23 protein-coding genes are annotated in these 24,667 nt (G+C 72.4%); 7 read left to right on the forward strand and 16 right to left on the reverse strand.

The window, feature by feature from the left end; translation table 11 throughout:
• Positions 1–140: 140 nt before the first annotated feature.
• The 9 genes from IH25_RS0109600 to IH25_RS0109640 form a co-directional block, all read right to left on the reverse strand.
• A complete protein-coding gene (locus IH25_RS0109600; protein WP_030606015.1) occupies positions 141–1,019 on the reverse strand; it encodes an amino acid ABC transporter permease in 879 nt (292 codons plus the stop codon).
• Positions 1,016–1,660, reverse strand: a complete 645-nt coding sequence (locus tag IH25_RS0109605) for an amino acid ABC transporter permease (protein WP_030606017.1) — start codon at positions 1,658–1,660, stop codon at positions 1,016–1,018. The genes IH25_RS0109600 and IH25_RS0109605 overlap by 4 nt, the downstream gene beginning before the upstream one ends.
• Positions 1,657–2,583 (reverse strand): glutamate ABC transporter substrate-binding protein, encoded by a 927-nt coding sequence (locus IH25_RS0109610; RefSeq protein ID WP_030606019.1) that lies wholly within the window; start codon positions 2,581–2,583, stop codon positions 1,657–1,659. The genes IH25_RS0109605 and IH25_RS0109610 overlap by 4 nt, the downstream gene beginning before the upstream one ends.
• Before the next feature lie 17 nt (positions 2,584–2,600).
• Positions 2,601–3,344 carry an amino acid ABC transporter ATP-binding protein gene (locus IH25_RS0109615; RefSeq protein ID WP_030606021.1) on the reverse strand — a complete coding sequence of 248 codons (744 nt, stop codon included), beginning with the start codon at positions 3,342–3,344 and terminating at the stop codon, positions 2,601–2,603.
• Between the two features lie 173 nt (positions 3,345–3,517).
• On the reverse strand, positions 3,518–3,937 hold the full coding sequence (locus IH25_RS0109620) for a DUF6278 family protein (RefSeq protein WP_030606023.1): 420 nt from the start codon (positions 3,935–3,937) through the stop codon (positions 3,518–3,520).
• 15 nt (positions 3,938–3,952) lie between these two features.
• Complete coding sequence (locus tag IH25_RS0109625; RefSeq protein WP_030606025.1) at positions 3,953–4,732, reverse strand: exodeoxyribonuclease III; 780 nt, start codon at positions 4,730–4,732, stop codon at positions 3,953–3,955.
• Between the two features lie 35 nt (positions 4,733–4,767).
• A complete protein-coding gene (locus tag IH25_RS0109630) occupies positions 4,768–5,403 on the reverse strand; it encodes an MBL fold metallo-hydrolase (RefSeq protein ID WP_030606027.1) in 636 nt (211 codons plus the stop codon).
• A gap of 38 nt (positions 5,404–5,441) precedes the next feature.
• Positions 5,442–6,743, reverse strand: coding sequence for a bifunctional 3-oxoadipate enol-lactonase/4-carboxymuconolactone decarboxylase PcaDC (gene pcaDC / locus IH25_RS0109635; protein ID WP_030606029.1), 1,302 nt, complete (start codon positions 6,741–6,743; stop codon positions 5,442–5,444).
• 138 nt (positions 6,744–6,881) lie between these two features.
• Positions 6,882–8,624 (reverse strand): pyruvate dehydrogenase, encoded by a 1,743-nt coding sequence (locus tag IH25_RS0109640; RefSeq protein WP_030606030.1) that lies wholly within the window; start codon positions 8,622–8,624, stop codon positions 6,882–6,884.
• Positions 8,625–9,126: 502 nt separating this feature from the next.
• Here IH25_RS0109640 and IH25_RS0109645 point away from each other — a divergent pair.
• The 4 genes from IH25_RS0109645 (at position 9,127) to IH25_RS0109660 (ending at position 12,820) form a co-directional block, all read left to right on the forward strand.
• Entirely contained in the window at positions 9,127–9,966 is an 840-nt protein-coding gene (locus IH25_RS0109645; protein ID WP_245172739.1) for an alpha/beta fold hydrolase, read from the forward strand.
• A gap of 251 nt (positions 9,967–10,217) precedes the next feature.
• Positions 10,218–10,943 (forward strand): alpha/beta fold hydrolase, encoded by a 726-nt coding sequence (locus IH25_RS0109650; protein WP_030606035.1) that lies wholly within the window; start codon positions 10,218–10,220, stop codon positions 10,941–10,943.
• 321 nt (positions 10,944–11,264) lie between these two features.
• On the forward strand, positions 11,265–12,239 hold the full coding sequence (locus IH25_RS0109655; protein ID WP_030606037.1) for an SMP-30/gluconolactonase/LRE family protein: 975 nt from the start codon (positions 11,265–11,267) through the stop codon (positions 12,237–12,239).
• Between the two features lie 74 nt (positions 12,240–12,313).
• The gene (locus tag IH25_RS0109660; RefSeq protein ID WP_030606039.1) at positions 12,314–12,820 is read left to right on the forward strand and encodes a MaoC family dehydratase; all 507 of its coding nucleotides are present in this window, start codon (positions 12,314–12,316) and stop codon (positions 12,818–12,820) included.
• 115 nt (positions 12,821–12,935) lie between these two features.
• Here IH25_RS0109660 and IH25_RS0109665 read toward each other — a convergent pair whose 3' ends face one another.
• Together IH25_RS0109665 and IH25_RS0109670 are read right to left on the reverse strand one after the other, a co-directional pair.
• Positions 12,936–13,781, reverse strand: a complete 846-nt coding sequence (locus IH25_RS0109665; protein WP_030606041.1) for an alpha/beta fold hydrolase — start codon at positions 13,779–13,781, stop codon at positions 12,936–12,938.
• A 347-nt stretch (positions 13,782–14,128) separates the two neighbouring features.
• Entirely contained in the window at positions 14,129–14,557 is a 429-nt protein-coding gene (locus IH25_RS0109670; protein ID WP_078844188.1) for an SsgA family sporulation/cell division regulator, read from the reverse strand.
• 257 nt (positions 14,558–14,814) lie between these two features.
• On the opposite strand from IH25_RS0109670, the gene IH25_RS0109675 reads away from it, so the two are divergent.
• The 3 genes from IH25_RS0109675 (at position 14,815) to IH25_RS0109685 (ending at position 18,825) form a co-directional block, all read left to right on the forward strand.
• Positions 14,815–15,066 (forward strand): DUF5709 domain-containing protein, encoded by a 252-nt coding sequence (locus IH25_RS0109675; protein ID WP_342447342.1) that lies wholly within the window; start codon positions 14,815–14,817, stop codon positions 15,064–15,066.
• Positions 15,067–15,289: 223 nt separating this feature from the next.
• Complete coding sequence (locus IH25_RS0109680; RefSeq protein WP_030606048.1) at positions 15,290–17,578, forward strand: ATP-binding protein; 2,289 nt, start codon at positions 15,290–15,292, stop codon at positions 17,576–17,578.
• 293 nt (positions 17,579–17,871) lie between these two features.
• Positions 17,872–18,825: an AraC-like ligand-binding domain-containing protein gene (locus IH25_RS0109685; protein ID WP_030606050.1), complete on the forward strand. Its 954-nt coding sequence runs from the start codon at positions 17,872–17,874 to the stop codon at positions 18,823–18,825.
• A 102-nt stretch (positions 18,826–18,927) separates the two neighbouring features.
• Here IH25_RS0109685 and IH25_RS0109690 read toward each other — a convergent pair whose 3' ends face one another.
• From IH25_RS0109690 to IH25_RS0109710, 5 genes are all read right to left on the reverse strand, one after another.
• A complete protein-coding gene (locus tag IH25_RS0109690) occupies positions 18,928–19,647 on the reverse strand; it encodes an alpha/beta fold hydrolase (RefSeq protein ID WP_030606053.1) in 720 nt (239 codons plus the stop codon).
• 17 nt (positions 19,648–19,664) lie between these two features.
• Positions 19,665–20,636 (reverse strand): alpha/beta hydrolase, encoded by a 972-nt coding sequence (locus IH25_RS0109695; RefSeq protein WP_030606055.1) that lies wholly within the window; start codon positions 20,634–20,636, stop codon positions 19,665–19,667.
• Positions 20,637–20,795: 159 nt separating this feature from the next.
• The gene (locus tag IH25_RS37440; RefSeq protein WP_157846956.1) at positions 20,796–21,647 is read right to left on the reverse strand and encodes a helix-turn-helix transcriptional regulator; all 852 of its coding nucleotides are present in this window, start codon (positions 21,645–21,647) and stop codon (positions 20,796–20,798) included.
• Positions 21,648–21,775: 128 nt separating this feature from the next.
• Positions 21,776–22,621 (reverse strand): alpha/beta fold hydrolase, encoded by an 846-nt coding sequence (locus tag IH25_RS0109705; RefSeq protein WP_030606060.1) that lies wholly within the window; start codon positions 22,619–22,621, stop codon positions 21,776–21,778.
• A gap of 178 nt (positions 22,622–22,799) precedes the next feature.
• On the reverse strand, positions 22,800–24,086 hold the full coding sequence (locus tag IH25_RS0109710; protein WP_051753855.1) for a PucR family transcriptional regulator: 1,287 nt from the start codon (positions 24,084–24,086) through the stop codon (positions 22,800–22,802).
• Between the last annotated feature and the right edge of the window lie 581 nt (positions 24,087–24,667).

Genomic DNA, 24,667 nt, shown 5'->3' on the forward strand with positions numbered 1-24,667 from the left:
ACCGCCGAGCACAACCCGTCCGGCGCGCAGCTGACCTTCTCCCCGCCGTGGGACGACCCGTCACAGGTGTCCGTCCCGCTCCGCGAGCAGTGATCTCCGGCTGCCGCCGGACGAGCCTGGCCCGTTGAACTGCCGCCCCCTCAGGGTTCCGGGGCCATGGGGGGCTCCCCACCGGGCAGCAGCGCCCCAGGGCCGGCCGGGGCGTGAGCCACCGCCTCGGTCTTGGGGCTGCGCTGCTCACGGCGGGACACCCAGCCGGCGAACCACGAGAGCAGCATGCACATCCCGATGTAGATCGGCGAGATCACCATCACCACGGGGATGAACGGCAAATCGTAGTCGAGGTTGGAGGCGATGAGTTTCCCGGCATGGAGAAACTCCTCGTAGGTGATGAGGAAGCCGAGCGAGGTGTCCTTCAGCGCGACCACCAACTGACTGATGAAGGCGGGTAGCATGGCGCGCACCGCCTGCGGCACGAGGACGTGCGCCATGACCTGCGTCTTGCGCATGCCGAGCGCGAACGCGGCCTCCCGCTGGCCGCGTTCGACGGCGTGCACACCGGAGCGGAAGACCTCGGCGAGCACCGAGCCGTTGTAGAGGGTGAGCCCGGCGACCAGTGCGGGCAGCGGCTGCACCTTCAGCGCCACGAAGATGAAGAAGATCATCACCAGCACGGGCATGGCCCGGAAGAACTCCACGACGAGCGTGGCGAGCGCGCGCACCGGCCGGTGGTCCGACAGCCGGCCGGTGGCCAGCACCCCGCCGAGGGCCAGGGAGAGGACGGCCGCGATCGCGAACGCCTTCAGGGTGTTGCCGAGGCCGCGCAGCAACAGCAGCTGGATGCCCTGGTACTCGAAGGGCGTCCACTTGGTGGCGGTGAACTGGCCGGTGTGGAACAGCAGGTACAGGATCCAGGCGAGCAGCGCGAGCAGGACCACGGTGGACAGGGCGCCGTAGAGCGCGTGCCGCCGCCGGGCGCGCGGGCCCGGGACGTCGTAGAGCGCGGGGGCGGCGGTCATCGGGCGACTCCCCACCTGCGCTCCAGCGCGTGGAACACGGCGCTGATGGCGAGCGTGATGACCAGATAGCCGACGGCGATCCAGACGAACGTCCAGATGATGCTGTAGCCGAGTTCGTTGAGCGTCTTGTACGTGCCGAGCAGTTCGGTGACGCTGAAGGCGCCCGCGATCGCGGAGTTCTTGGCGAGCGCGATGAGGGTGGAGCCGACCGGCGGGATCACGGACCGGAACGCCTGGGGCAGCACGACCAGGGACAGGGTCTGCCCGAAGGTCATGCCGAGGCTGCGGGCCGCCTCCCCCTGTCCCCTGGGCACGGTGTTGATGCCGGAGCGCAGCGCCTCGCAGATGAAGGCGGAGGTGTAGCAGCCCAGGGCGAGGACCGCGAACACCTCGAAGGGCAGGACGAGTCCGAACCGGGGCAGTCCGAGCAGCACCGCGAAGAACAGCAGGGTGAGCGGGGTGTTGCGCAGGACGGCGACCCACACGGTGCCGAAGATCCGCAGGGAGCCGACGGGCGCGACCCGGAAGGACGCCATCAGGAAGCCCAGCGCGAGGGCCAGCAGGGAGGCGTAGACGGTCAGTTCGAGGGTGCCGAGGAAACCGGCGCCGTAGTCCGAGAAGTTGTCTGTCAGTACGTTCATGCCGTCCTCCCCCGTCCCGCCGGGTAGCGGTCGATGGCGGGCGGGTGGGGTGCGGGCACACCGGACAGGCCGAGCGTGGCCTCGTACGCCCTCTTCCAGTCGCCGTTCCTCTCGCGGGCCGCCAGGGCGTCGTCGAGGGCGAGGCGCAGGGCGTTGTCGCCGCGCGGGACGCCGATGCCGTAGGGCTCCTTGGAGAACGGCCTGCCGGCGAGCTTGAGTTCGCTCGGGACCTTGGCCGCGTAGCCGATGAGGATGGCGTCGTCGGTGGTGACCGCGTCGACCTGGTAGGTGAGGAGGTTGTCCACGCAGACGGAGTAGGTGTCGTAGGCGACCAGGACCGCTTTCGGGTAGTCGGCCTTGACGCGCTGGTACGGCGTGGAGCCGGCGGCCGAGCAGACGCGCTTGCCGGCGAGGTCGTCCGGGCCGTGGATGGTGCTCTCGTCCTTGCGGACCAGGAGCGACTGGCCGGCCAGGTAGTAGGGGCCGGCGAAGCCCACGAGTTTCTTGCGGTTGGGGTTGATGGTGTAGGTGCCCACGTAGTAGTCGATCTGGCCGTTCTGCAGGGCGGTCTCGCGGTTGGCGGAGGCGATGGTGCGGAACCGGATGGTCTTCGGCGCGAGGCCGAGCGAGGCGGACATCATCCTGGCGATCTCGATGTCGAAGCCGGAGTAGGTGCCGGTGGCCGGGTCCTTCTCGCCGAGGTAGGGCTGGTCCTCCTTGACGCCGACGACGAAGTGGCCGCGCCGCTTGGCCCGGGTCCAGGTCCGGGAGGCGGGCAGGCGGACGTCCCGGGCCACCTGGTAGTGCGGGAGTCTCCCGGCGGCCGGTCCCTTGCCGGGCGGGCTGCCCTCCTTGCCGCAGGCGGCGGCCAGCAGCACGAGCAGCGCGCACAGGGCGCGGGGCACACGGGTGGTACGGCACATGGGTCGCGGTCCCCCGGTCAGTGCTTGAGGATCTTGGAGAGGAAGTCCTTGGCGCGGTCGCTGCGCGGGTGGGTGAAGAACTCGTCGGGGCTGCGGTCCTCCACGATCCGGCCGTCGGCCATGAAGACGACCCGGTTGGCGGAGGCGCGGGCGAAGCCCATCTCGTGGGTGACGACGACCATGGTCATGCCCTCCCGGGCGAGCTGCCGCATGACCTCCAGCACCTCGTTGATCATCTCGGGGTCGAGGGCGGAGGTGGGCTCGTCGAAGAGCATCGCCTTGGGTTCCATGGCGAGCGCGCGGGCGATGGCGACGCGCTGCTGCTGGCCGCCGGAGAGCTGGGCGGGGTATTTGCCGGCCTGGTTCAGCAGGCCGACCCGGTCCAGGAGTTCGCGGGAGCGGCGGTCGGCCTCCTCCTGCCTGCGCCGGCGCACCTTGACCTGGGCGAGGGAGACGTTCTGCAGGACGGTCTTGTGCGCGAAGAGGTTGAAGGACTGGAAGACCATGCCGACCTCGGCGCGCAGCCGGGCGAGGGCCTTGCCCTCCGCGGGCAGCGGCCGGCCGTCGAGGGTGATGGTGCCGGACTCGATGGTCTCCAGCCGGTTGATCGTCCTGCACAGCGTCGACTTGCCCGAGCCCGACGGGCCGATGACCACGACCACCTCCCCCTTGCCGACCGTGAGGTCGATGTCCCTCAGGACATGCAGCTCTCCGTAGTACTTGTTGACGTTGCGCAGTTCGATCAACGGATCGACGGCCATTCGCAGCCCCGCTCGCTCTCGGCTGTGTCGTGGTTGCCGCAACCTATCCAGCCGGCCGGGCGGCCGAAGGACGACACGCACCTTCAGGGCATTAGCCGTATTTACGTCAGCGGGCGACCCGGGGGGGCGGCCCTGGCTTGGTTCAGCGGGCGGCCGGGGGGGCGGGGGCGGGCTCAGTCCTCGGCGATCTCCGCGTACAGCTGGGACAGCTCGGGGACCCCGCTCGCGGCCCACTCCTGCCCGGCCGGCACCACCTCCACCGTCCGGCCGGAGGCGAGCCGTACGACGGGTTCGCCGTCGGAGCGGATCCGCCAGGCGGCGCCGGGCACCGTGCGCACCACGACCGTGCCCAGGTACAGCCCGGCGTCATGGCCCAGCCACAGCAGCGTCTCGGGGTCGTCGCGCCAGAGCGGGTCCATCTGGTCCAGGGCCTCCAGGGAGGCCGGGGTGTCGTCGAGGCGGACGCCTCCCCGGGCCGCCTGGGAGCGCAGCAGATCGCACTCGGACAGCAGCGCGGCGACCGCCTCGGGGTCGGCGGGCGGCGCCGCCTCACCGTTCTTGTCGTGCCGGGGGCCCAGGAACGGAAGACGCATGCCCCCAGCGTGGCATCACACGTCCAGGTCGACCACCACCGGCGCGTGGTCGGAGGCGCCCTTGCCCTTGCGCTCCTCGCGGTCGACGTAGGCGTCCTTGACGGCCTTGGCGAACGGCTCGTTGCCGTACACCAGGTCGATGCGCATGCCGCGGTTCTTCGGGAAGCACAGCTGGCGGTAGTCCCAGTAGGTGAACGGCTGGTCGTACTTCAGGGGGCGCGGCTTGATGTCGTCCAGGCCCGCCTCGCGCAGGGCGGCGAGCGCGGCGCGCTCGGCGGGGGTGACGTGGGTGGAGCCCTCGAAGGCCGTCACGTCGTAGACGTCGTCGTCGGTCGGGGCCACGTTGTAGTCCCCGAGGACCGCGAACGGGCGGCTGCCCCGGGCGTCGCCGTGCACGGCCGCCTTCAGGGCCTCGAACCACTGGAGCTTGTAGGCGTAGTGCGGGTGGCCCACCTCGCGGCCGTTGGGCACGTACACCGACCAGACGCGGACCGGGCCGCAGGTCGCCGAGAGGGCGCGCGGCTCGGTCACGCCGTCGTAGCCGGGGTCGCCGGGCAGGCCCTTGACCACGTCCTCCAGGCCGACCCGGGAGAGCACCGCCACGCCGTTCCACCGGCCGGTCGCGTGGACCGCCGACTCGTAGCCCAGCTCGCGCAGCTGGTCGAACGGGAACTGCTCCTCGGCGATCTTGGCCTCCTGGAGGCACAGCACGTCGGTGCCGCTGCTCTCCAGCCAGGCCAGCAGCCGGGGCAGGCGGGCGGTGATCGAGTTCACGTTCCAGGTGGCGATGCGCATGCCTCACAACCTACCCGGAGCCTGTGACAACGGGCTCAGACCTCCGCCGCCGCCCCGGGCGCCAGCCGCTGGTGGTCGGTGCCGCCCAGCCGGCCGAGGTGGCCCTCGTAGATCGGCAGGGCGAGGTCGGTGAGCAGGGCGTCGTGGACGTCGTAGGCGCGTCGCGGGGCGACCTCGCGGACGTAGTCGATCACCTCGGAGATCTTGTTCCAGGGGGCCATCACCGGCACCAGCAGCGTCCGCACCGGCTGGTCGGGGACGGTGAGGGCGTCGCCGGGGTGGAAGAGGGCGCCGTCGTCGATCAGGTAGCCGACGTTGGTGACGCGCGGCAGGTCGGGGTGGATCACCGCGTGCAGCTCGCCGTGCACCCGGACGTCGAAGCCGGCGGCGGTGAAGGTGTCGCCGTGGCCGACGGTGTGCACCCGGCCCGGGAAGGCGGCCGAGAGGCGCTCGGCGACGGACTTCAGCGTCCAGATCTCGGCGGCCGGGTTGTCCTCCATGGCGGCCCGCAGCCGGAACTCGTCGAAGTGGTCCGGGTGCTCGTGCGTGATCAGGATGGCGTCCGCGCCGAGCGCCGCGTCCTGTTCGGAGAAGGCGCCCGGGTCGATGACGAGCGTCCGGCCCTCCTTGTCGAGGCGGACGCAGGCGTGGGACTTCTTCGTGAGCTTCATGTCTCCCATCTTCACGCCCGCGCCCGCCGCGCGCGGCACTACCCGGCGGGCGTGGTCTCCTCGCGGATGACCCGCTGGGCGACCCGGAACGCGCTGTTCGCGGCCGGGACCCCGCAGTAGACGGCGGTCTGCAGCAGCACCTCGGCGATCTCGGCCGGGGTCAGTCCGCTGCGCAGGGCCGCCCGGGTGTGGGCGGCCAGCTCCTCCAGGTGGCCGCCGGCGACCAGCGCGCTCAGCGTGACGCAGCTGCGGGTACGGCGGTCCAGGCCCGGCCGGTCCCAGATCTCGCCCCAGGCGTAGCGGGTGACGAAGTCCTGGAAGTCCCCGGAGAACTCGTCGGCGTCCGCCAGCGTCCGGTCCACGTGCGCGTCGCCGAGCACCTCCCGGCGGATCTTCAGCCCGGTCTCGTACCGGTCGGGCGCTTGGCCGGCCTGGGCCGGTACGGCGGCCGGGGCGATCTCGGCGACCGGCGCGGCCTGCGCCGGCACCACCGGGGCGGGCGCCGGGACGGCGGGCGCGACGGCGGCCGGCAGGGCGGTCTGCCCGGTGTCGAAGGGCTGCTGCCAGGCGGTGGAGAAGTGGTGGACGAGCAGGTCGGTGACGGCGGCGGGCTGCTCGACCGGCACCAGGTGGGAGGCGCCGGGCACGACCGCGAGCCGGGCGTCGGGGATGCCGGCGACCAGCGTACGGGCCTCCGCCGGGCCGGTGATCTGATCGTCGGAGCCGACCAGCACCAGCGTGGGCACGCCCACCCGGCCGAGCTCGGCCCGGACGTCGAACGAGGCCAGCGCCTCGCAGGCGGCGATGTAGCAGCCCGGGTCGGTGGTACGGACCATCTGCACGGCCCACTCGGTGATCGCGGGCTGCGCGGCGGCGAACCCGCCGGTGAACCAGCGGTCGGGCGCGGTCCGGGCGATCGGGTCGAGCCCGTTGGTACGGACCACCACTCCGCGCTGCCGGAACTCGTCCGCGGTGCCGAACCGGGGGGAGGCCGCGACCAGCGCGAGCGAGGCGACCCGCTCGGGGTGGCGCAGGGCCAGCTCGATGCCGACGGCGCCGCCGAGCGCGCAGCCCGCGTAGCCGAACCGCTGCACGCCGAGCGCGTCCAGCGTGGCCAGCAGCCGGCCGGTGAGGTCGGCGACGGAGCCGGCGGGGTACGCCGGGGCACCGCCGTGTCCCGGCAGGTCGAACCGGAGGACCCGCCACTGCTTGGCCAGCTCCGGGACCTGACGGTCCCACATGTGCCAGGTGGTACCCAGTGAGGGACCCAGGATCAGGACTGGAGCGTCTTCTGGCCCGTCAAAGCGGTATTGCAGGGTGTTCGGGGGTGTCTCACTCACGCGTCAGACCCTCTCACGTCCCACGGACCCCCGGTAACGGGGTTCGGTCGGTGCCGTCCTGACCAGGGTGAAGACCTCCCGGGCCGCATGTCGGACGGGACGCGTGCCGGCCGGCCGGGCCCACGGGATGACCGGACCTCAGGGGCGCGGGATGTTGCGCAGGTTGGTGCGGGCGAGGTGGATCATCCGTCCGACTCCGCCGGTGAGGACGCTGCGGCCCGCGGACAGCGCGAAGCCGCTGACCTGTTCCGCGGTGGTCCTGGGCGGTATGGCGAGCGCGTCGGGATCGGTGACCACGTCGACCAGGGCCGGCCCGTCGTGCGCGAACGCCTCACGCAGCGCGCCTCGCAGCGCGCCCGGCCTGTCGACGCGGATGCCGCGGGCCCCGGCGGCGGTCGCGATGGCCGCGTAGTCGGTGCGGGGATAGGCGGTGCCGTGCGGGGGCAGGCCGTCGACCATCATCTCCAGGTCGACCATGCCGAGGGAGGAGTTGTTGAAGACGACGACCTTCACCGGCAGGTCGTACTGGACCGCGGTGAGGAAGTCCCCCATCAGCATGGAGAACCCGCCGTCGCCGGAGAGGGACACCACCTGCCGCCCGCGGTCGAGGAACTGGGCGCCGATCGCCTGCGGCAGGGCGTTGGCCATCGAGCCGTGCACGAAGGAGCCGAGGATGCGGCGATGGCCGTTCGGCGTCAGGTAACGGGCCGCCCAGACGCAGCACATGCCCGTGTCCACGGTGAAGACGGCGTCGTCGGCCGCCTCCTCGTCCAGCACGGACGCCACGTACTCGGGGTGGATCGGGGTGAGGGTCTCGACGTCGTGGGTGTAGGCGCCGACGGCCTTCTCCAGCGCGTGGGCGTGGCGCCGGAGCATCCGGTCGAGGAAGTGCCGGGACTCCTTCTCCCGCACCATCGGGGTCAGGCACGCCAACGTCTCCCGTACGTCCCCCCAGACGGCGAGTTCCAGTGAGGTACGCCGCCCCAGCCGTTCGGGCTCGATGTCGACCTGCACGGTCTTCACGTTCCGCGGCAGGAAGTCGGCGTACGGGAAGTCCGTGCCGAGAAGAATCAGCAGGTCGGACTCGTGCATCGCCTCGTGCGCGGCGCCGTAGCCCAGCAGGCCGGACATCCCGACGTCGTACGGGTTGTCGTACTGGATGTGTTCCTTGCCCCGCAGAGCGTGCCCCACCGGGGCCTTGATCTTCCCGGCGAATGCCATCACCTCCGCGTGGGCCCCCGCGACGCCCCGGCCGCAGAAGAGGGTGACCTTCTCCGCGCCGTCCACCAGGTCCCGCAGCCGGGCCAGCTCCTGGTCGGCCGGACGGATGGCGGGCAGGCCGAACGGCAGGGCCGGCTCGGTCCCGCCGCTCGGGGCGTCCTGGTCCGCCACGTCGCCGGAGAGCGCCACGACCGACACACCGCGCCGCCCCACCGCGTGCTGGATCGCGGTCCGCGCCACGCGGGGCATCTGGTGGGGCGAGGAGATCAGCTCCGAGTAGTGGCTGCACTCCGCGAACAGCCGGTCGGGGTGGGTCTCCTGGAAGTAACCGGTGCCGATCTCACCGCTGGGTATCTGCGCGGCCAGCGCGATGACCGGAGCCATCGACCGGTGGGCGTCGAACAGTCCGTTGATCAGGTGCAGGTTGCCCGGGCCGCACGAGCCGGCGCAGGCGGCCAGCCGGCCTGTCAACTGCGCCTCGGCCCCGGCGGCGAAGGCCGCGACCTCCTCGTGCCGCACCTGGACCCAGTCCAGCCCGCCGTGCCGCCGCACGGCGTCGACCACGGGGTTGAGACTGTCGCCCACCACCCCGTAGATCCGTTCCACACCCGCACGGGCCAGAAGGTCGACATATTGCTCGGCAACGCTCTGCTTGGCCACGGCACTCCTCGGATCGGTCGGCCAGAGTGGCGGCCAGGCTAGGAACGCGGCGAGGGGGGTCCTGACCCGTCAGCGCACCGCGTGGTCACCCGGAGCGCACGCCGGCCGCGGGGGCACCCCGTCCGCACGGAGGCCGGCCGCGCCGGGGCGTCGTCCGCCTCTGAGCGCATCGCTGTGTGCCGACACCGCACTACGTGGTGCCGGCCCTATGGGATCGCCACCGGCGGACCTTTACTGGACCGCGCACAGCCGCGTACGGGAGAGGCGCACCGATGGCCACGCTGACCGTCCGGCAGTCCGGCACACCGGAGAGCGGCCGGAGGCGGGAGGCCCGACTGCGCGAGGTGTGCGAGGGCCGGCCCGCGGATCGCGTCACCCCCGGCCCCTCCGGCCGCCCCCACCCCGACGTCGTGCGGTCCGTCCGCCGGCGACGTCTCCGCCGTTCCTCCGAGACCTGCGAGTCGAGATGACAGTCACGCCGGAAGTCACCCACCACACACGGGTGCTCAACGGAATCAAGCAGCACTGGGTCAGCGCCGGTGAGGGCCCGCCGGTCTATTTGCTGCACGGCTTCCCGGAGACGTGGTACGGCTGGCGCAAGCAGTTGCCCGTCCTCGCGGAGAAGTACACCGTCATCGCACCCGATCTGCGCGGGTACGGCGACACCGACAAGCCGGCGTCCGGGTACGACAAGCGCACGATGGCCCGCGACGTCGTGGCCCTGATGGACCACCTCGGCCACGAGAAGATCGCGCTGGTCGGCCACGACCGAGGGGCGCGGGTGGGCACCCGGTTCGCGAAGGACCACCCGGGCCGGATCGACCGGTTCGTCGCCATGGACAACATCCCGACCCGTGTGATCGCCGACACCTACGACGTGGCGCTGGCCCGGCAGGGGTACTGGTTCTTCACCTTTCTCCAGGTCCCGGACCTGCCCGAGGCGCTGATCGTGGGCAACGAGGAAGCCTGGCTCACGCACTTCTACCGCGGCTGGTCGTACGACCCGGACATGCTGACGGCCGAGGAGATCGACGTGTACGTCCGCGCCTACCGGCAGCCCGGGGCGGTGCGCGGTTCGTGCATGGATTACCGCGCGGCTCCCGAGGACGTCGCCCAGGACCGCGAGGACGCCGACCGGCTCATCGAATGCCCGGTGCTCACGATGTGGGGCGAGGACTTCGGCGCCGTCGGCGGAGCGTACGACGTGCTGGACGTCTGGAAGGGCATGGCCCGCGACGTCCGCGGCGTCGCGATCCCCCGATGCGGACACCTGTGCCAGGAGGAGAAGCCCGAGGTCGTCAACGCGGAGCTGCTCGGTTTCCTGGACGGCTGGAACGGCTGACGGGCCGTGCGGCACCCGCTGCCGCTTCCGCCGTTCTTCCCTTTCGCCCCGTTCGTCGACGCGGTTTTTCGTGCGCGCGCCGGAGCGCGCTCGGGCAATGATCGGGGCGCCCACAGAAAAATCCGGCCGGTGATCGTCCCTAGGTTGATCCGTGTCCGCGGCAGTGGTCCGCCTCTTTCCGGCCGTACGCCGTGGTGACATCTCCCCATGTCACGGAACAAGTTTTCCCGCAGAAGAGAAACGAGCCCGTCATGTCCCGTTCCGAGAAGCCGACCGTTGTCCTGGTCCACGGCGCGTTCGCCGATGCCTCCAGCTACGCGAGCGTCATTCCCGAACTGCTCAAGCGCGGCCTGAAGGTCGTCGCGCCGGCCGTCCCCAACCGCAGCCTGACCGGTGACGCGGCGTACATCGCCTCGGTCGTCCGGCAGATCGAGGGCCCGGTGATCCTGGTGGGCCACTCCTACGGCGGCGCCGTCATCACGGTCGCCGGTGTGGAGGACAACGTGCAGGCCCTGGTCTACCTCTCGGGCTACGCCCTGGAGGTCGGCGAGAGCCTCGGTGAGCTGCAGGGCCGCTTCCCCGACTCCGACCTGGCGGCGGCCCTGGTCTACACCCCCTTCCCCGTGGCGGGCTCGGACGCCCCGGGCACCGATGTGTCGGTCGTGGTGGACGAGTTCCCGTCGATCTTCGCTGCTGACGTCGACCCGGATCTCGCCAGAGTGCTCGCGGTCTCGCAGCGTCCCCTGGCCGCACAGGCCTTCGCCGACGCGGCTCCCGCCGCCGCCTGGAAGACCAAGCCGTCCTGGGGCCTGGTCTCCTCCTCCGACCGCACCATCAACCCCGACGTCGAGCGCTTCGGTTACGAGCGCGCCGGCATGACCACGGTCGAGGTCGACTCCTCCCACCTCGTCATGCTCGCCCACCCGGGGCGCGTCGTCGCCCTCATCGAGGAAGCCATCGAGGCGACGTCGAAGTAGCCGCTCCCGTTCGTCCGGCCCGGCTCCCGTGGACGCGCTGTCATCACCGCGCCCACGGGAGCCGGGTCCGCTTTCCCACCCCTCGGCCACCGAGGACGGCCGCTCGGTCCCGGTCTGTCCGCCCCATGTGTCCCGTCGGCCTTTCCTCTCCGTGCCGGTCGGAAGGACCGGTCGCGCACGGTGCGCTCGCGCACTGCGCGCGGTGCGTCCAGGGTCAAACCGCGCGGCTTCGCAGCCCATTCAATGGAGCGTGATCCGACCGAAGCGGCGCGTGGCGGATTTCCGCCGCCCGCCCGAAGAACGAGCGAGGAAAGAAGCACCATGCCGAATCATCTGCCCCGTACGCGTACCGGCCTGCTGGCCTCGGCGGTCGCGGCGGCCCTCGCCCTGACCGCCGCGGGCCCGGTGGCCGCGGCCGGCGCGGCCCCGCGACCCGATGTGCACTTCGTCGCGCACCTGGACATCACCGACGGGCAGCGACCGGAGAACATCACCCTGGAGCCCGGGGGCAGCGCCGTCGTCACCTTCGCCTACAGCCGGCAGGTCGCCCGGATCGGCCGCGACGGCACGGTCCGCGTCCTCGCCACCCTGCCCGAGCCGCCGGCCGGCTCCGTCACCCCGGCGCTCACCCAGCCGTTCCTCGGGGGTGTCGTCCGCACCGGCGACGGAACGCTGTACTTCGTCTACGCGACCGGCGGCAGCGACCTGACCGGTGTGTGGCGCCTGCGGCCCGGCGGCACCCCGCAGCGCATCGCCGCCCTCCCCGCCGGGGCCCTGCCCAACGGCCTCGCCCTGGACCGCGAGGAGCACCGGCTGTATGTCGCCGACTCGGTCCTCGGCACCGTCTGGCGTGTCCCGGTGAGCGGCGGCACTCCCGTCCGCTGGAGCACCGCGCCCGAGCTGGCGGCCGACGGCTTCCTCGGTGCCAACGGCATCAAGGTCCGCGACGGCGCGGTCTGGGTCTCGAACCTGGACCGGGGCACCGTGCTCCGTATCCCGGTCACCCGGCACGGCGCGGCCGGCCGGGCCGAGACCCGCGCCGAGGACCTCGTGGGCATCGACGACTTCGCGTTCACCGGGCGCGGGGACACGCTCCTCGCCGCCCTCAACGCGGACAACGAGGTGGCCCTGGTCAGGGCGGACGGCACCCACACCACCGTGCTGACCGGTGCCGACGGCATCGAGAACCCGACCTCGCTCGCCGTGCGGGGTACCGCCGCCTATGTCGCCAGCGGTGCCTACTTCACCGACGAGGACCCCAATCTGCTGGCCGCCCGCGTCGCCCCGCGCGAGTGAACGCACACCCGCGTCCCGCACCTCACACCGCACACACCGCACACACCGCACACATCGCCCAAGAGGAGAGCCCGATGAGTGAGCCCACCGCCGAACCGGCCACCGACGCACCGGAGCCGTTCGCCCCCGACTCGTTCCTGGTGGTCCCGGCGAGGAGCTTCGAGGACCTGCGCGTCGGCGAAGTGTTCCGCGCGCCCAGCCGCACCCTCACCGACGCGCACGCGGCGGCCTTCCAGACCGTCTCCGCCGACAACCACCCGGTGCACTACGACGCGGAGTGGGCCCGTCGGCACGGGCACTCCGCACCGGTCGTCCACGGCCTTCAGGTGCTCGCCTTCACCGCGCCGGGCGCCACCCTGTTCCCGCACTTCATCGGCGAGGTGTTCATCAGCTTCCTCGAACTGTCCTGCAGCTTCCTGAAGGAGGTGCACTCCGGGGACACCCTGTATCCGGCGCTCACCGTCACCGCCCTGGACCCGGACGGCGACAAGGGCGTCGTCACCACCGCGGCGACCGTCCACAACCAGCGCGGGGAGCTGGTGCTCTCGGGCCGGCACAAGTACCTGCTGCGCCGCGGGTGACAGGACGGAATCGGCCCGCCGTACCGGAGGGGCGTGGCCCGCGGGGGCGGGACGACGGGGAGGGCGCCGCAGTGGGGGTGTCTCCGCGTCGTCCCGTCCGCGCCGGGGCGGGAGGTCAGTGACCGGCGCGGCTGCGCGCGGCCTTGTCCAGCAGGTCGGCCACGGCGCGCGGGTCGCTCACGGTGACGGCGTGCGGGGCGTGGACGGTGACGGTGCGGGCCTTGGCGCGCGTGGCCATCCAGCGCTGTGCCCGTGGCGGGATGTTGCGGTCCTCGGTGGCGATCAGGTACCAGGTGGGCAGCGTCTTCCAGGCCGCCGCGGTGGCCTTCTCGTTCAACGCCGCGACCGTGATGGGGCGCTGTCCCGCGGCCATGGTGGCCGCGGTGGTGCGGGGCACCCCGGCCGCGAACTGATGACGGAACAGGTCCTGACGGATGAGCAGTTCCTCGCCGGTGCCCCCACCCGGCAGCGGGTACGTCCGGGTGACGGTGGTCTCGGCCAGGGAACTCCCCGGGTACTTGCCGCTCAGCTCCGCGGCGCTCTCCCCCACGTCCGGGACGAACGCCGCGATGTAGACGAGCCCCTCGACCTTGGCCGACCCGACCGCGGCGCGGCTGATGACGGAGCCGCCGTAGGAGTGGCCGGCGAGCAGGACGGGACCGTCGACGCCGTCCACGACACCGCGGAGGTAAGCGGCGTCGGCCGCCACCCCGCGCAGTGGGTTCGGCGGGACCATGACGCGGTGGCCCTGGCGCAGCAGCAGCCGGACCACGGGACTCCAGCTGGAGGCGTCCACGAAGGCGCCGTGCACCAGCACGATGGTGGGGAGGGCCGGCCGGGCGGCGGACGTGCGGTCGGCGGCCGGTGACGGGGCGGCCTGGGCGAGGCCGGCGGTGCCGAGGGCGGCGGCGCCGGCCATCATGGACGCGGTCAGGGTGCGGCGTGGGATCGGTGTGTTCATCGTGGTCTTCCTGCTCGTGGCGACCCGGTGGACGGGATCGTCCGAAGGGGCCGGGGGCTGCTCGCGGTGCTCGTCGCGGCGTCCTCGACGACAGCCACGGCCCGCTCGGTGGGGGTGTCGCGGGGTGTGGGGTGCCGGAGCGGGCGGCGGCGCGCCGGCGCCGTGGCCGCGCGCGGACGAACGGTGCGGTACCGACTCGTTCGCCGGTACCGAAGCCGCGGGTACGCACGTCAAGTTACCGACGAGCGAGGGCGGCACTTGTCCGCGTGCGCCCCGAGGCTTGCTTGTGAGCGCCGCGCCGGGGCGGGCCGGGCTCCTCTGAACGCCGCGGAAGGACCGGGCGCGGCTCAGTCACGCCGGGCGGTGAGCCGGGCGAGTCCGCTCTCGATGCCGGCGTGGGCCGTCTCGGTCCCCGGGGGCACCAGTTCCCAGGTGTCCCGCAGGAAGCGTTCGGTCTCCGACGCCGGCAGCTCGACCAGCGCGGCGCCCGCGCCGGGCCGCCGCAGGACGATGCGCAGGGTGTCGGGGAGGCACCCGTGGCGGGGGAAGACCAGGACGTCTCCCTCCCCGGCCGGCCGGCGCAGCCCCTCGGCGAGCAGGTCGCGGGCGAACACCCAGTCCACCGGTCCCGTCCCGGGCCGTCCCAGGGAGAGACGGACGGCGTACGGGTCCGCCCGGTCGTAGCGGAGCCGGGCGGGCAACGGCGCCCCGCGCCGGTCCGGGACGCTGACGACCGCCGTGACGGCGCGCAGGACCGGGGTGAGGTGCTGGCTCATGGGGTCTCCCGGGAGGAGGATCCGCGACTGCGGCTTGCCCGGAGACCCTAGGGACGCGTGGGCGCGTCCTTTGACGCTCAGCGCATGTGCCGTTGTCGCTGGACGAACGCTTCCCGGGGGGTTCCGCCGCGGGTGGCGGGAGGTGTGGAGGAGGAGGGCGGTGCCGCCGGTCCCATCGTGCGGACGGCGCCCTGTCGTGTCTCATGGGCGCACGGTTTCCGGCCGGGCGTGGCGGCCGGTGCCGGCGCACGGGGTCCATGGGCTCGGCATCGAGGTGCGGGACCCAGGTCCTGGAGGGCGACGGGCTCGGCGGCCTCGGCGGCTCGGCCGGGGAGCTGATCGACGACGAGGTGGGGGACGCGCGGGCGGGACGGCTGGTCGCGCCGGACGAGGGCAGCCGTACGAACACCGAGTCGGGCCTGTTCGCGTCCGGCCTGGGGCTGGACGGAGCCGGGTCGTCGGCGGAGGAAGCGGCCATGCACGTGATGCCCGGCCCGGAGCCGTACTGACGTCCCGTCGGCGGGCGCTTCGCGGCGCCGTGAGGGCTGTGGGTGCCGCGGGCGGGCCCGGCACCCCTGTCCGCGGCCCTGGCCGAACCTCGTGGGCGCCGCACCGCCCGACCCCGGCGGCGCCCCCCGCCTACCGGCTTGACCTGTGCTTTCACCGCGCCTCGTATGATCGGCCGGGCGGGCTCACGGGGAGTGCGGCCAACAGGAGAACCGGGGGGCGGTCATGGGAGGGGAAGCGTTCGGAGCCCTGTTGCGTGAGCTGCGACTGGCCGCGTCACTGACGATCGAGGGCCTGTCCGAGGCGTCCGGGGTGAGCGTCCGGGGCATCGGGGACCTGGAACGGGGGCGGCGGGCGGCTCCCCAGCGCCGTACGGTCGCCGCCCTCGCGGACGGCCTGCACCTGGACGACACGGAGCGGGAACGTCTGTTCGCATCCGCGCGCGGCGGGCGCCTCCCGATGTCCGCCGGTTCGGGGCTTCGGGCCCTGCCCCGGGGGGTCGACGACTTCGTGGGCCGCGGGGAGGAACTGACCCGGCTGACCGCCTACGCCGACCAGGCCGCCGCACGGAGCACCGGGGGTGAGTCCGGCACCACGGCCGGACCCCCGGTCGTGGTGACCGTCTCGGGGCCGCCCGGCACGGGCAAGACCACCCTCGCGCTGCACGCGGCGCACCGGCTCGCGGACCGGTTCCCGGACGGGCAACTGGTGGTGGACGCGCGGGGCACGGACGAGACACCGCCGGCACCGGAGGAGCTGATGCTCACCGTCCTCAAGGCGCTGTCGGTCTCCGACCGGGACCTGCTGGAGGCCGGACCGCGACGGCGCCCGGACCTGTACCGGCACCTCCTGGCCGAGCGGCGCTGCCTGCTGATCCTGGACAACGTGCGCGACGAGGCCCAGGTGCGCCCGCTGCTGCCGGGCGCCGGCGCGGGCATGGTCCTGGTGACCAGCAGACGGATGCTGACGGGACTGGACAGCGTGCGCCGGCTGCCGCTCGGTGAGCTGAGCGCCGAGGAGGCGGCCGTGTTGCTCTCCTCGCTCGTCGGGACCGATCGCGCGGCGGCCGACCCGGCCGCCCTCGCCGAGGTCGCCCGACGCTGCGGGCACCTGCCCCTGGCGCTGCGGGTGGCGGGCAACTGGCTGGCCACCCGCACCGGGTGGTCGGTACGCCGCCTGGCCGACCGGCTGGCGCAGGAGGAGCGGCGACTCGACGTGCTGACCGCCGGGGACGTCCGGGTGTCGGCTGCCTTCGACCTGTCCTACCGGCAGCTCCCTTCCGGTACGGCCCGCATGTTCCGGCTTCTGTCGCTGGTCCCGGGCCCGGACCTCGGCGTCGCCTGCGCCGCCGTGCTGACCGGCCAGGGCCTGTTCGACGCGGAGGACACCCTGGAGGAACTGGTCGAGGCCGGGTTGCTCGGCACCGACCGGGACCGCTACCGGCTGCACGATCTGCTGTGTGTGTACGCGCGGACCCTGCTGGCGGCGGAAGAAGAACCCGGCGCGGCCGACGCCGCGCGCGCGGCGATGCACCGGTGGCTGCTGGAGACCACCGTCGTCGCCGGCCGCTGGTACGAACCCGGCCACGGGGCCCCGCCCGCGTCCTGGCAGGGGACGGTCGACCTGTCCAGTGCCGAACGCGCGCGGGAGTGGCTGCAGGACGAGGGGCTCAACTGGCTGGCGGCCTTCCACGCCGCCGCGGCGGCGGGCGAGCACGCCACGGTGGTCGAGGTCGCCGAGTCGCTGCACTGGTTCTCGGACCAGTGGATCTTCTGGGGGCACTGGCCCGAGGTCTTCGCCACCGCCGTCGACGCCGCGCGGGCCCTGGGTGACCCCCTGCTCGAAGCCACCCAGCTCAACTACCACGCCTGGGCGCTGCTGGTCTGCGAGAGCCGGCACCACGACAGTCTCGCCCGGTCCGCGCAGGCCCTGGCCGCCGCGGAACGCGCGGGCGACCTGACCCAGCAGGCCTGGGCCCACGTGTACAGCGCCTGGGCGCACAACCTCCTGGACCAGTCGGAGCAGGCCATCGAGCACAACGAGCGCGCCGCCCGCCTGTTCGAGGCCGCCGGTGACCTCCACGGCTTCCTGCAGACCTTCCACAACCGGGCCCGCATCCTCACCCAGCAGCACCGCGACGAAGAGGCCATCGCGATCTACCGGGAGCTGCTGGACCGGCTGGAGGAGCACGAGGAACACCTCGAACCGCACATCGCCGAGCTGACCCGGCTCGGCGCCCACGAGGGCATCGGCCGGAGCTCCGGCCAGCTCGGCCGGTGGGAGGAGGCCGTCACCCACCTGGAGATCGCCGTCGACATCTGCCGCAAGGGCGGCAACACCGCCCTGGAGAGCCGCTATCTGACCAGGCTCGGCGAAGCACTGCTGGCCACCGGCAGGACCGCACCCGCGTACGAGGCTCTGCACCGCGTCCTTACCCTCGGTCCCGACGCCGACCCGGCGCACGTCGCCACCGCCCGGGACCGGCTGGACGCCCTCGACCCGCCCACCACGTGAGGGACGGACCTGCCGTGCCCGGTGCCGCACCGCCCCACCAGCCGCCAACCGGCCCCCCTCCCCGGGCCGCCCGGGGACGGCGGCTGTCCTGAGAGCCTGGGCTCCCGGCGCCGCCCGGGCCGGTGCTCCGCGCGCACACCCCTGTTCCGGCAGCGCACGCCGACCGCTCCCCCGCTCCCCGGCTTTCTGCCTGCTGTTCTGCCTCCCTTCTGCCTGGAGCCCGGCGGTGCCCCCTGATTGGCTGGGAAGCAGCGGGGCCCGGCCCGTGCCGTAAGGGGGAAGAGGAGAGTCAAGTGAGTCCGCTGCTGACGACGGATGCCGTTCCGGACCAGGACAAGCTCGACTACTGGCGCACGGTCGTCAGCAGCGCCCTGGTGCCGATGAGCGTCACACCGCAGGACGATCGCCGGTTCGCCGGCCGGATCGCCTCCGACCGCCTGGGCTACGTCAGGCTCTCCGCCGTCGAGGCCGACGCCCAGCGCACCACTCGTACCAGGGCGCACATCGCACGCTCCGGCGAGGCCCTGGTGGCCATCGGCATACAGATGCGGGGGAAGGCCCACTTCACCCAGGCCGGACAGCGCGCCACGGTCGGCGAGCGGCAGATGATCGTCTACGACACGGCCCGCCCGTACTCCGTGGAGTACCCGGAACGGTTCGCCGCCCGCATCCTGCACATCCCCCGCCGGAACCTGGGACTGCCCGACGACCGGATCGACCGGCTGTCCGGCACGGTCATCGACACGGCGGAAGGGACCGGCGCGCTGCTGGTGCCCTTCCTGGCGACCCTGGTCACCTCGACGCACATGTACTCCGCTGCCGTCGCGGGCCGGCTGGCCGGTCATGTCGTCGACCTCTTCGCCACCCTGGTGGCCGAGCACGGCCCGGCCGGCGGCCCCCGAGCGGACGGCGAGCACAACGCGCTGGCGGCACGGGTGCGCGCGTACATCGACCTCCACCTCGGGGACCCGGGGCTGTCGCCGAGGACCGTCGCGGCGGAGCACCACATCTCCGTCCGGTATCTGCACCGCGTTTTCGAGGCGGAGGGCGTCACCGTGAGCCGGCTCGTCCGTCAGCGCCGGCTGGAGAAGAGCGCCCGGGAACTGGCCGGTGCGAAAGGTGCCGTGCCGGTGGTCTCCGCCGTGGCCAAGCGGTGGGGTTTCGTCAGCCCGCCGCACTTCAGCCGCGTCTTCCGCGAGACGTTCGGTTACTCGCCGCTCGAATGGTGGGAACTGCACGCGTCCTGACGCCCGGGACGGCGGACGAGGCCGGCGGACCAGCGGGCGGAGCCTTCCCGTTCTGCCGGGAGAGCCGGTCGAGGTGGGCGCGCTGTGGTCGCCGTACGGTGGTCACCTCGCGCTCCCGACCGCCTCACGGATCACATCGGCCACCGTCGCCGGCCGGGAGACGGCCACGGCGTGTGAGGCGCCGTCCACCTCGATGGTGGTCGCGCCGGCCCGTTCGGCACCGAACCGCACCACCTCGGGGTTGATCGCCCGGTCCGCGCCGGCCACGAGGACCCAGGAGGGCCTGGTGCGCCAGGCGGCCGTCGTGGGTGCCTCGGTGAACACCGAGGCCGCGAGCGGCCGTTGGGTGGCGGCCAGCACTCGGGCGACGGCCGGGGAGACATCACCCGCCACGATCTCGCCGAACGCCTCCGGCGTCACACTCAGTTCGGTGGCCGCCTCCCCGCCGCCGACCGGACAGCTCCACCGTTGCAGGTGGTCCGCCAGGGCCGTGGGAGCGAAACGGTCCTGGAGCGCACCGAGGCTCTCCCCTTCCGCCGGGGCGTAGGCGGCCACGTAGACGAGTCCGACGACGTTCCCCACGGTCCCGGCGACGGTGATGACCGCACCGGCATAGGAGTGGCCCACCAGGACGACCGGACCGCTGATCTGGGCGATCCTGGAGGCCACGTAGGCCGCGTCGGCGGCCAGGCCGCGCAGCGGGTTCGCCACCGCGACGACGGACACGCCGGCCCGTTGCAGCTCATCGATGACGCCCAGCCAGCTCGCCGCGTCGGCGAAGGCACCGTGCACGAGGACCACGGTGGGGGAGGCAGAGGACATGGTGGTCCTGTTCCTTCTCAGACCGACCCGAGCGCGGTGCGGAGCACGGTGACGGCCTGGGTGATGGCGGCTTGGGCGGCGTGGGTCTCACGCAGGGCGTTGAGCATGACGAAGTCGTGGATGACGCCCTGGTAGCGGACGGCGGTGACGGGCACTCCCGCCCGGCGGAGCTTGCCCGCGTAGGCCTCACCCTCGTCGCGCAGGACGTCGGCCTCGGCGGTGATGATCAGCGCCGGCGGCAGACCGGTGAGCTGCTCGGTGGTGGCGCGCAGCGGAGAAGCGGTGATCTCCGCGCGCTGGTCCTCGTCGGTGGTGTACTGGTCCCAGAACCACCGCATGCCGTCGCGGCGCAGGAAGTAGCCCTCGGCGAACTGGTGGTAGGAGCCGGTGTCGAAGCTCGCGTCGGTGACCGGGTAGAACAGCACCTGCTGGACCAGCTGGATGCCGCCGCGTTCCTTGGCCATCAGGGTCAGGGCGGCGGTCATGTTGCCGCCGACGGAGTCCCCGGCCACAGCCAGCCGTGAACCGTCCAGGCCCTTGGCCGCGCCCTGCTGGACGATCCACTGGGCGACCGCGTAGTTCTGCTCGATGGCCACGGGGTAGCGGGCCTCGGGGGAGAGGTCGTACTCGGGGAAGACGACGGCCGCCTCGGCGCCGACGGCGAGTTCGCGGACCAGGCGGTCGTGGGTGTGCGCGTTGCCGAAGACCCAGCCCGCGCCGTGGATGTAGAGGATCACCGGCAGGGCACCGTCGGTGCCGACGGGCTTGACGATGCGGGCCCGGACGCTGCCCGTCGGGCCGCCCGGGACGGTGATCCACTCCTCGTCGACGTCCGGCTTGGCGATGTCGCCGGACTGCACGTCGTCGACTGCCTTGCGGCCCTCCGCCGGAGGCAGGTCGAACAGGTAGGGGGGATGGGCGGTGGCCTCGGCGAACGCGGCCGCGGCCGGCTCCAGGACGGGCTGAACCGGCTCGATGGTGTGGGACATTGCAGCTCCTCGTGGTGCGGGTGTCCGGGCGTCCCGGAGGGTGGGGGCGACGAAGGAGGCGGGGCGAAGGGGCCCGCCGTCGCGGGCCGCGCGGGCCCGTCGGATCAGGTTACGAACGCGTCGGCGCACGGACGGCACATCCGTGCACCGACGCCGGTCTCACAGCGCACGCGGGGACGCACCGTCCTGGTGCGCGCCGGAGACCGAGACCTGCCATTGACTGGGCGACAGGCCGTAGGTCTGGCGGAACAGCCGGCTGAAGTGCGAGGGGTTGGCGAAGCCCCAGGTCTGGGCGACGGCCGCGACCGTGCGCCGGCGGTTCCGTGAGCGGCCGAGGTCGAGGCGGCAGGCGGCCAGCCTGCGCTGCCGTACATAGGTGCCCACCGTCGTGCCGCCGGAGTGGAACAGCTTGTGCAGGTACCGGACGGAGATGTGGTGGGCCCGGGCGATGGAGTCGGGTGACAGGTCCGGGTCCATGAGATTCTCCTCGATGTGGGACCGGATCCTGACCATCAGGTCGTTGCCGACGTCGGACGCGGCCGACCGGTGGGGCTCCAGCAGGTCGGCCACGAGCAGGGCGATCAGGTCCACGGCGTTGAGCGCCAGCCGCCTGCCGGCCGCCGTGTCCCGCAGGTCGCTCTCGTTGGTCAGCGTGTCGAGGAAACCGGCGATCAGTCCCGGTATCCCGCCGGCCGCGTCGACCCGGACCTGCGACAGGTGCCGCAGGTCCGCCGGCGCGATGCCGAGCTGGGAGCAGGCGACGCGGAAGAAGACGAACCTCGGGTCATGGGAGAGCAGCAGGTGCTGCGGGGCGTCGAGCAGGACCATGTCGCCGAGGCCGAGGGAGGAGTGCGAGTCCTCGCCGGTATCCGTGTCCCGCGACCGGCATATCAGTCCGAGATACAGGAAGGCGTCGTCCGCTTCCCGTGACGTCCAGGGAAGTGTTCTGTAATTCCCGGAGTCGGCACCCCGGGTGACCCGATGAATGCGCTGCGCCGGGTTTTCGGGCATGCGTGAGATGACCGACCTGGTCATAGGAAACTCCAGTCGCGGACAAAGGAGAGACAGAGATAAGAAAGGAAGGGGTGAAAAAGGGAGGGGCAGAAGGGCGGGAAGCGGAGATCAGGGCTGCCCGGTCATCAGGGGTGCTCGGACAGGAAGGCGTCGACCACCTCGTTGAACGCGGCGGGGTTCTCCAGGAAGGGGAAGTGGCTGCAGGCCACGCCGGTGGGGAAGACATGCAGCCGCGCTCCGGGGACGCGGTCGGCTATGTAGCGCTGCGAGGCCGGGTCGACATGGCTTCCGTCGCAGGCCATCACCAGGGTCGGCACGTCCACGCGGGGCAGGACGTCCCGCCAGTCCTGTGCGCAGTGGTCGAAGAGCAGGGGGACACCGGCGTACGGCGGGGTGGATCGGACCTGCTCGGCGACGAAGGCGAGCAGGCCCGGGTCCGGGGTGCCGGAGAACATGCCGCGCACGAACTTCCAGCGCACCTGTTCACCGTCCGGCCCGGCCAGAGCGACGGCCAGTTCCAGCAAGCCGGCCACGTCGAAGATGGCGCCGCTTTCACGCTGTTCGCGGGCGCTCATCCAGGGCACGGCCGCCACGGCGGCGGGCTGGTCCACGGCGACGAACCGCCGGATCCGGCCGGTCCCCCACTGGTCGATGAAGCTCCACCACACGGACACCCCCATCGACCAGCCCAGTGCGTCGAAGCGTTTCAGCTCCAGGTGGTCGACCAGGTCCAGGACGTCCCGGGCCAGCCGGGCGATGCGGTAGCCGTGGCGGGGCTTCTCCGAGGTGCCGTGGCCCCGCAGGTCCAGGGTGACGACGCGGCGGCCGGTTCCGAGTCCGGACGCCTGGTGGCGGAACATCTCCTGCGTCTGTCCCCAGCCGTGCAGCATGAGCAGCGGGACGCCGTCCCCACCGCTGTCCCGATAGGTCAGCCGTACGCCGTCGTTCGTCGTCAGCTCGCCCGTGGTCATTCCCGTTCCCCCTGCCTCGTCCTGCCTGGCGCATCCGTCCCGGCCGCCGTTCGGGCGGTGGCCGATGCCGCGCGATCAGTGTCAGCGAGCGAGCCTCTCGGGCACCACCGCGCTCCGTAGGGATCGGCTCGCGAAAACCACGTCACTCTGTAGCGGTGGGGCCGGCTGTCCGCCGGGATCAGGCCGGTGCACGCCCAGGTGCGGCGCCGTCCGCTCGATCGCCGGGGCCGCCGCCTGCCGGTTCGAGGAGGCCGTGGAGGCGCAGGCCGAGGTGGAGGACGAGACGGTCGGCACCGTTGTCGAGGTCGAGTCCGGTGATCTCCTGCACCTGCCGCAACCGGTAGTACAAGGAAGTGCGGTGGATCCGGAGGGCCTCCGAGGTCCGCGGCACCGACCCCGCGTGCTCCAGGAAGGTGCCGAGCGTCTCCACCAGGCGCGGACCGCCGGGGGCGGCGAGGAGGGTGCGCAGGGCCTGCGGCAGCAAGGAGGCGTTCAGGACCCGGTCCGGCACGTGCAGCAGCACGCCGTACTCCCCCAGTTCCTCCCAGTGGCCGGCCCGGTCCAGGTGCGGCAGCCGGCGTGCGGCGCGGGCCCCGACGAGTGCCTGCTCGTAGGAGACCCAGGCATCGGCCACGCCCGGCTGGGCACCGCCGACTCCGACTACGGCGTCGATGTCCTCGCCGAGGAAGGTCTCCAGCGCTTCGAGGATGTCCCGCGACTGGTTGCGCAGGGCCTGCGGCTCCGGCGGCCGTTCGCCGAACCGCAGCAGCACGGCCCGGCCGGAGGTGACGGCGACGACGTCCCGGACCCACCGGCTGCGGCGAACCGACTCCAGGGCACCGCGCAACGCCGTCTCCACGTGTCCGGGCGGCTGGTGAGTACGTGTCACCTGGACCACGCTGACCTGCACATGCCGGGCTTCCGCGGCGCCACCGGTGGTCAGGAAGTGGTGCGCGGCGGCGGCCCGCGCGGTGGGGTCGGCGCCCACCAGGGCCAGCAGCTGTTCCCGCGCCTCCGCCTCCTCGGCGCGGCCCGCGAGCTGCTCCGCGTACATCTGGGCGGCGATGAGCCGGGCCCACTTGTCGATGTCGGCCGTCTCGCCGGCCGTCAGGTCCTTGTCGGGCGAGACGATCATGAGCAGGCCGAGCAGGTGACCGCGTTCGCGCAGCGGCACGCAGTAGCGGCTGCGGAGGCCCAGATCGTCACAGCCCTCGATGTATCCCGGTTTCGACCACTGCGCGACGCCCTGGCCGAGGACGAACCGGACGATCTCGTCGTCCGCGCGCCCCTGCAACAGGCTGCGCACGCGCACCGGATCGGCGTCGTCGAAATGCCGGCTGGAGTGGATCAAGCGGACCAGGGGGTCGTCCAGCACCACGGAACGCCGGAGTCTGCCGGCCAGTTCCTCCAAGAGCTCCTGCAGCACCTCGCTGCCCACCCGTGCCCGCCCCAGCCCGTCCGCCATACCGTTCCTTTCCTCGGTCCCTTCCTACAGGCAGTGGAAGCGGGACCCTGCCTTTCCTACAGCGTGAGGTAAGCCTCGGTGATCCCTGGGCTCCGTCGTCGGCATCCGGCCGGGGTGACTGCGCTGGCGGACAACATCCGTGCACGGACCGGCAAGCACGCCGTTCCGGCGCCGGTACCGGCGGTGACCGCGTGGGGTCTGGCGGCGGGTGCCCCCTGACGCGACGCCCCGTGCGTCCAGCGTCGAACCGGGCGGTCCTCGGAGGCCAAGAGCACGGCCGTACGGCCGCTGTGGGCGACGACGGCGTCTGCCGGACAGCGTGCTCTCCAGGGCAAGACCTCGTGCGTTCTGCGACAAGATTCCCGGTCGTGGGCCCGTAGCCTCGGCGGACCGGCGACACCGTCGGCACAGTTCGGGCTTCGCCCCCGCCCTCACCCGTAAGGAATTCTGGTGCGCCGGAATAACGACAGCTCACCCAGCACGCAGTTCGGGATCTTCAGCGTCGGGGACGTGACCACCGACCCGACCACCGGACGCACCCCGTCCGAGGGCGAGCGGATCAAGGCGATGGTCGCCATCGC

Origin of the sequence: Streptomyces achromogenes subsp. achromogenes (assembly GCF_000720835.1) — a bacterium.
GTDB lineage: Bacteria > Actinomycetota > Actinomycetes > Streptomycetales > Streptomycetaceae > Streptomyces > Streptomyces achromogenes.

Coding starts and splice junctions, on each gene's coding strand:
- IH25_RS0109630 (WP_030606027.1), bottom strand. CDS start 5,403: ATGAAGCTCACGAAGAAGTCCCACGCCTGCGTCCGCCTCGACAAGGAG.
- IH25_RS0109665 (WP_030606041.1), bottom strand. CDS start 13,781: ATGAACACACCGATCCCACGCCGCACCCTGACCGCGTCCATGATGGCC.
- IH25_RS0109625 (WP_030606025.1), bottom strand. CDS start 4,732: ATGCGCATCGCCACCTGGAACGTGAACTCGATCACCGCCCGCCTGCCC.
- IH25_RS0109670 (WP_078844188.1), bottom strand. CDS start 14,557: ATGAGCCAGCACCTCACCCCGGTCCTGCGCGCCGTCACGGCGGTCGTC.
- IH25_RS0109650 (WP_030606035.1), top strand. CDS start 10,218: ATGTCCCGTTCCGAGAAGCCGACCGTTGTCCTGGTCCACGGCGCGTTC.
- IH25_RS0109615 (WP_030606021.1), bottom strand. CDS start 3,344: ATGGCCGTCGATCCGTTGATCGAACTGCGCAACGTCAACAAGTACTAC.
- IH25_RS0109710 (WP_051753855.1), bottom strand. CDS start 24,086: ATGGCGGACGGGCTGGGGCGGGCACGGGTGGGCAGCGAGGTGCTGCAG.
- IH25_RS0109655 (WP_030606037.1), top strand. CDS start 11,265: ATGCCGAATCATCTGCCCCGTACGCGTACCGGCCTGCTGGCCTCGGCG.
- IH25_RS0109610 (WP_030606019.1), bottom strand. CDS start 2,583: ATGTGCCGTACCACCCGTGTGCCCCGCGCCCTGTGCGCGCTGCTCGTG.
- IH25_RS0109695 (WP_030606055.1), bottom strand. CDS start 20,636: ATGTCCCACACCATCGAGCCGGTTCAGCCCGTCCTGGAGCCGGCCGCG.
- IH25_RS0109620 (WP_030606023.1), bottom strand. CDS start 3,937: ATGCGTCTTCCGTTCCTGGGCCCCCGGCACGACAAGAACGGTGAGGCG.
- IH25_RS0109600 (WP_030606015.1), bottom strand. CDS start 1,019: ATGACCGCCGCCCCCGCGCTCTACGACGTCCCGGGCCCGCGCGCCCGG.
- IH25_RS0109660 (WP_030606039.1), top strand. CDS start 12,314: ATGAGTGAGCCCACCGCCGAACCGGCCACCGACGCACCGGAGCCGTTC.
- IH25_RS0109675 (WP_342447342.1), top strand. CDS start 14,815: ATGGGCTCGGCATCGAGGTGCGGGACCCAGGTCCTGGAGGGCGACGGG.
- IH25_RS0109690 (WP_030606053.1), bottom strand. CDS start 19,647: ATGTCCTCTGCCTCCCCCACCGTGGTCCTCGTGCACGGTGCCTTCGCC.
- IH25_RS0109680 (WP_030606048.1), top strand. CDS start 15,290: ATGGGAGGGGAAGCGTTCGGAGCCCTGTTGCGTGAGCTGCGACTGGCC.
- IH25_RS37440 (WP_157846956.1), bottom strand. CDS start 21,647: ATGCCCGAAAACCCGGCGCAGCGCATTCATCGGGTCACCCGGGGTGCC.
- IH25_RS0109605 (WP_030606017.1), bottom strand. CDS start 1,660: ATGAACGTACTGACAGACAACTTCTCGGACTACGGCGCCGGTTTCCTC.
- IH25_RS0109705 (WP_030606060.1), bottom strand. CDS start 22,621: ATGACCACGGGCGAGCTGACGACGAACGACGGCGTACGGCTGACCTAT.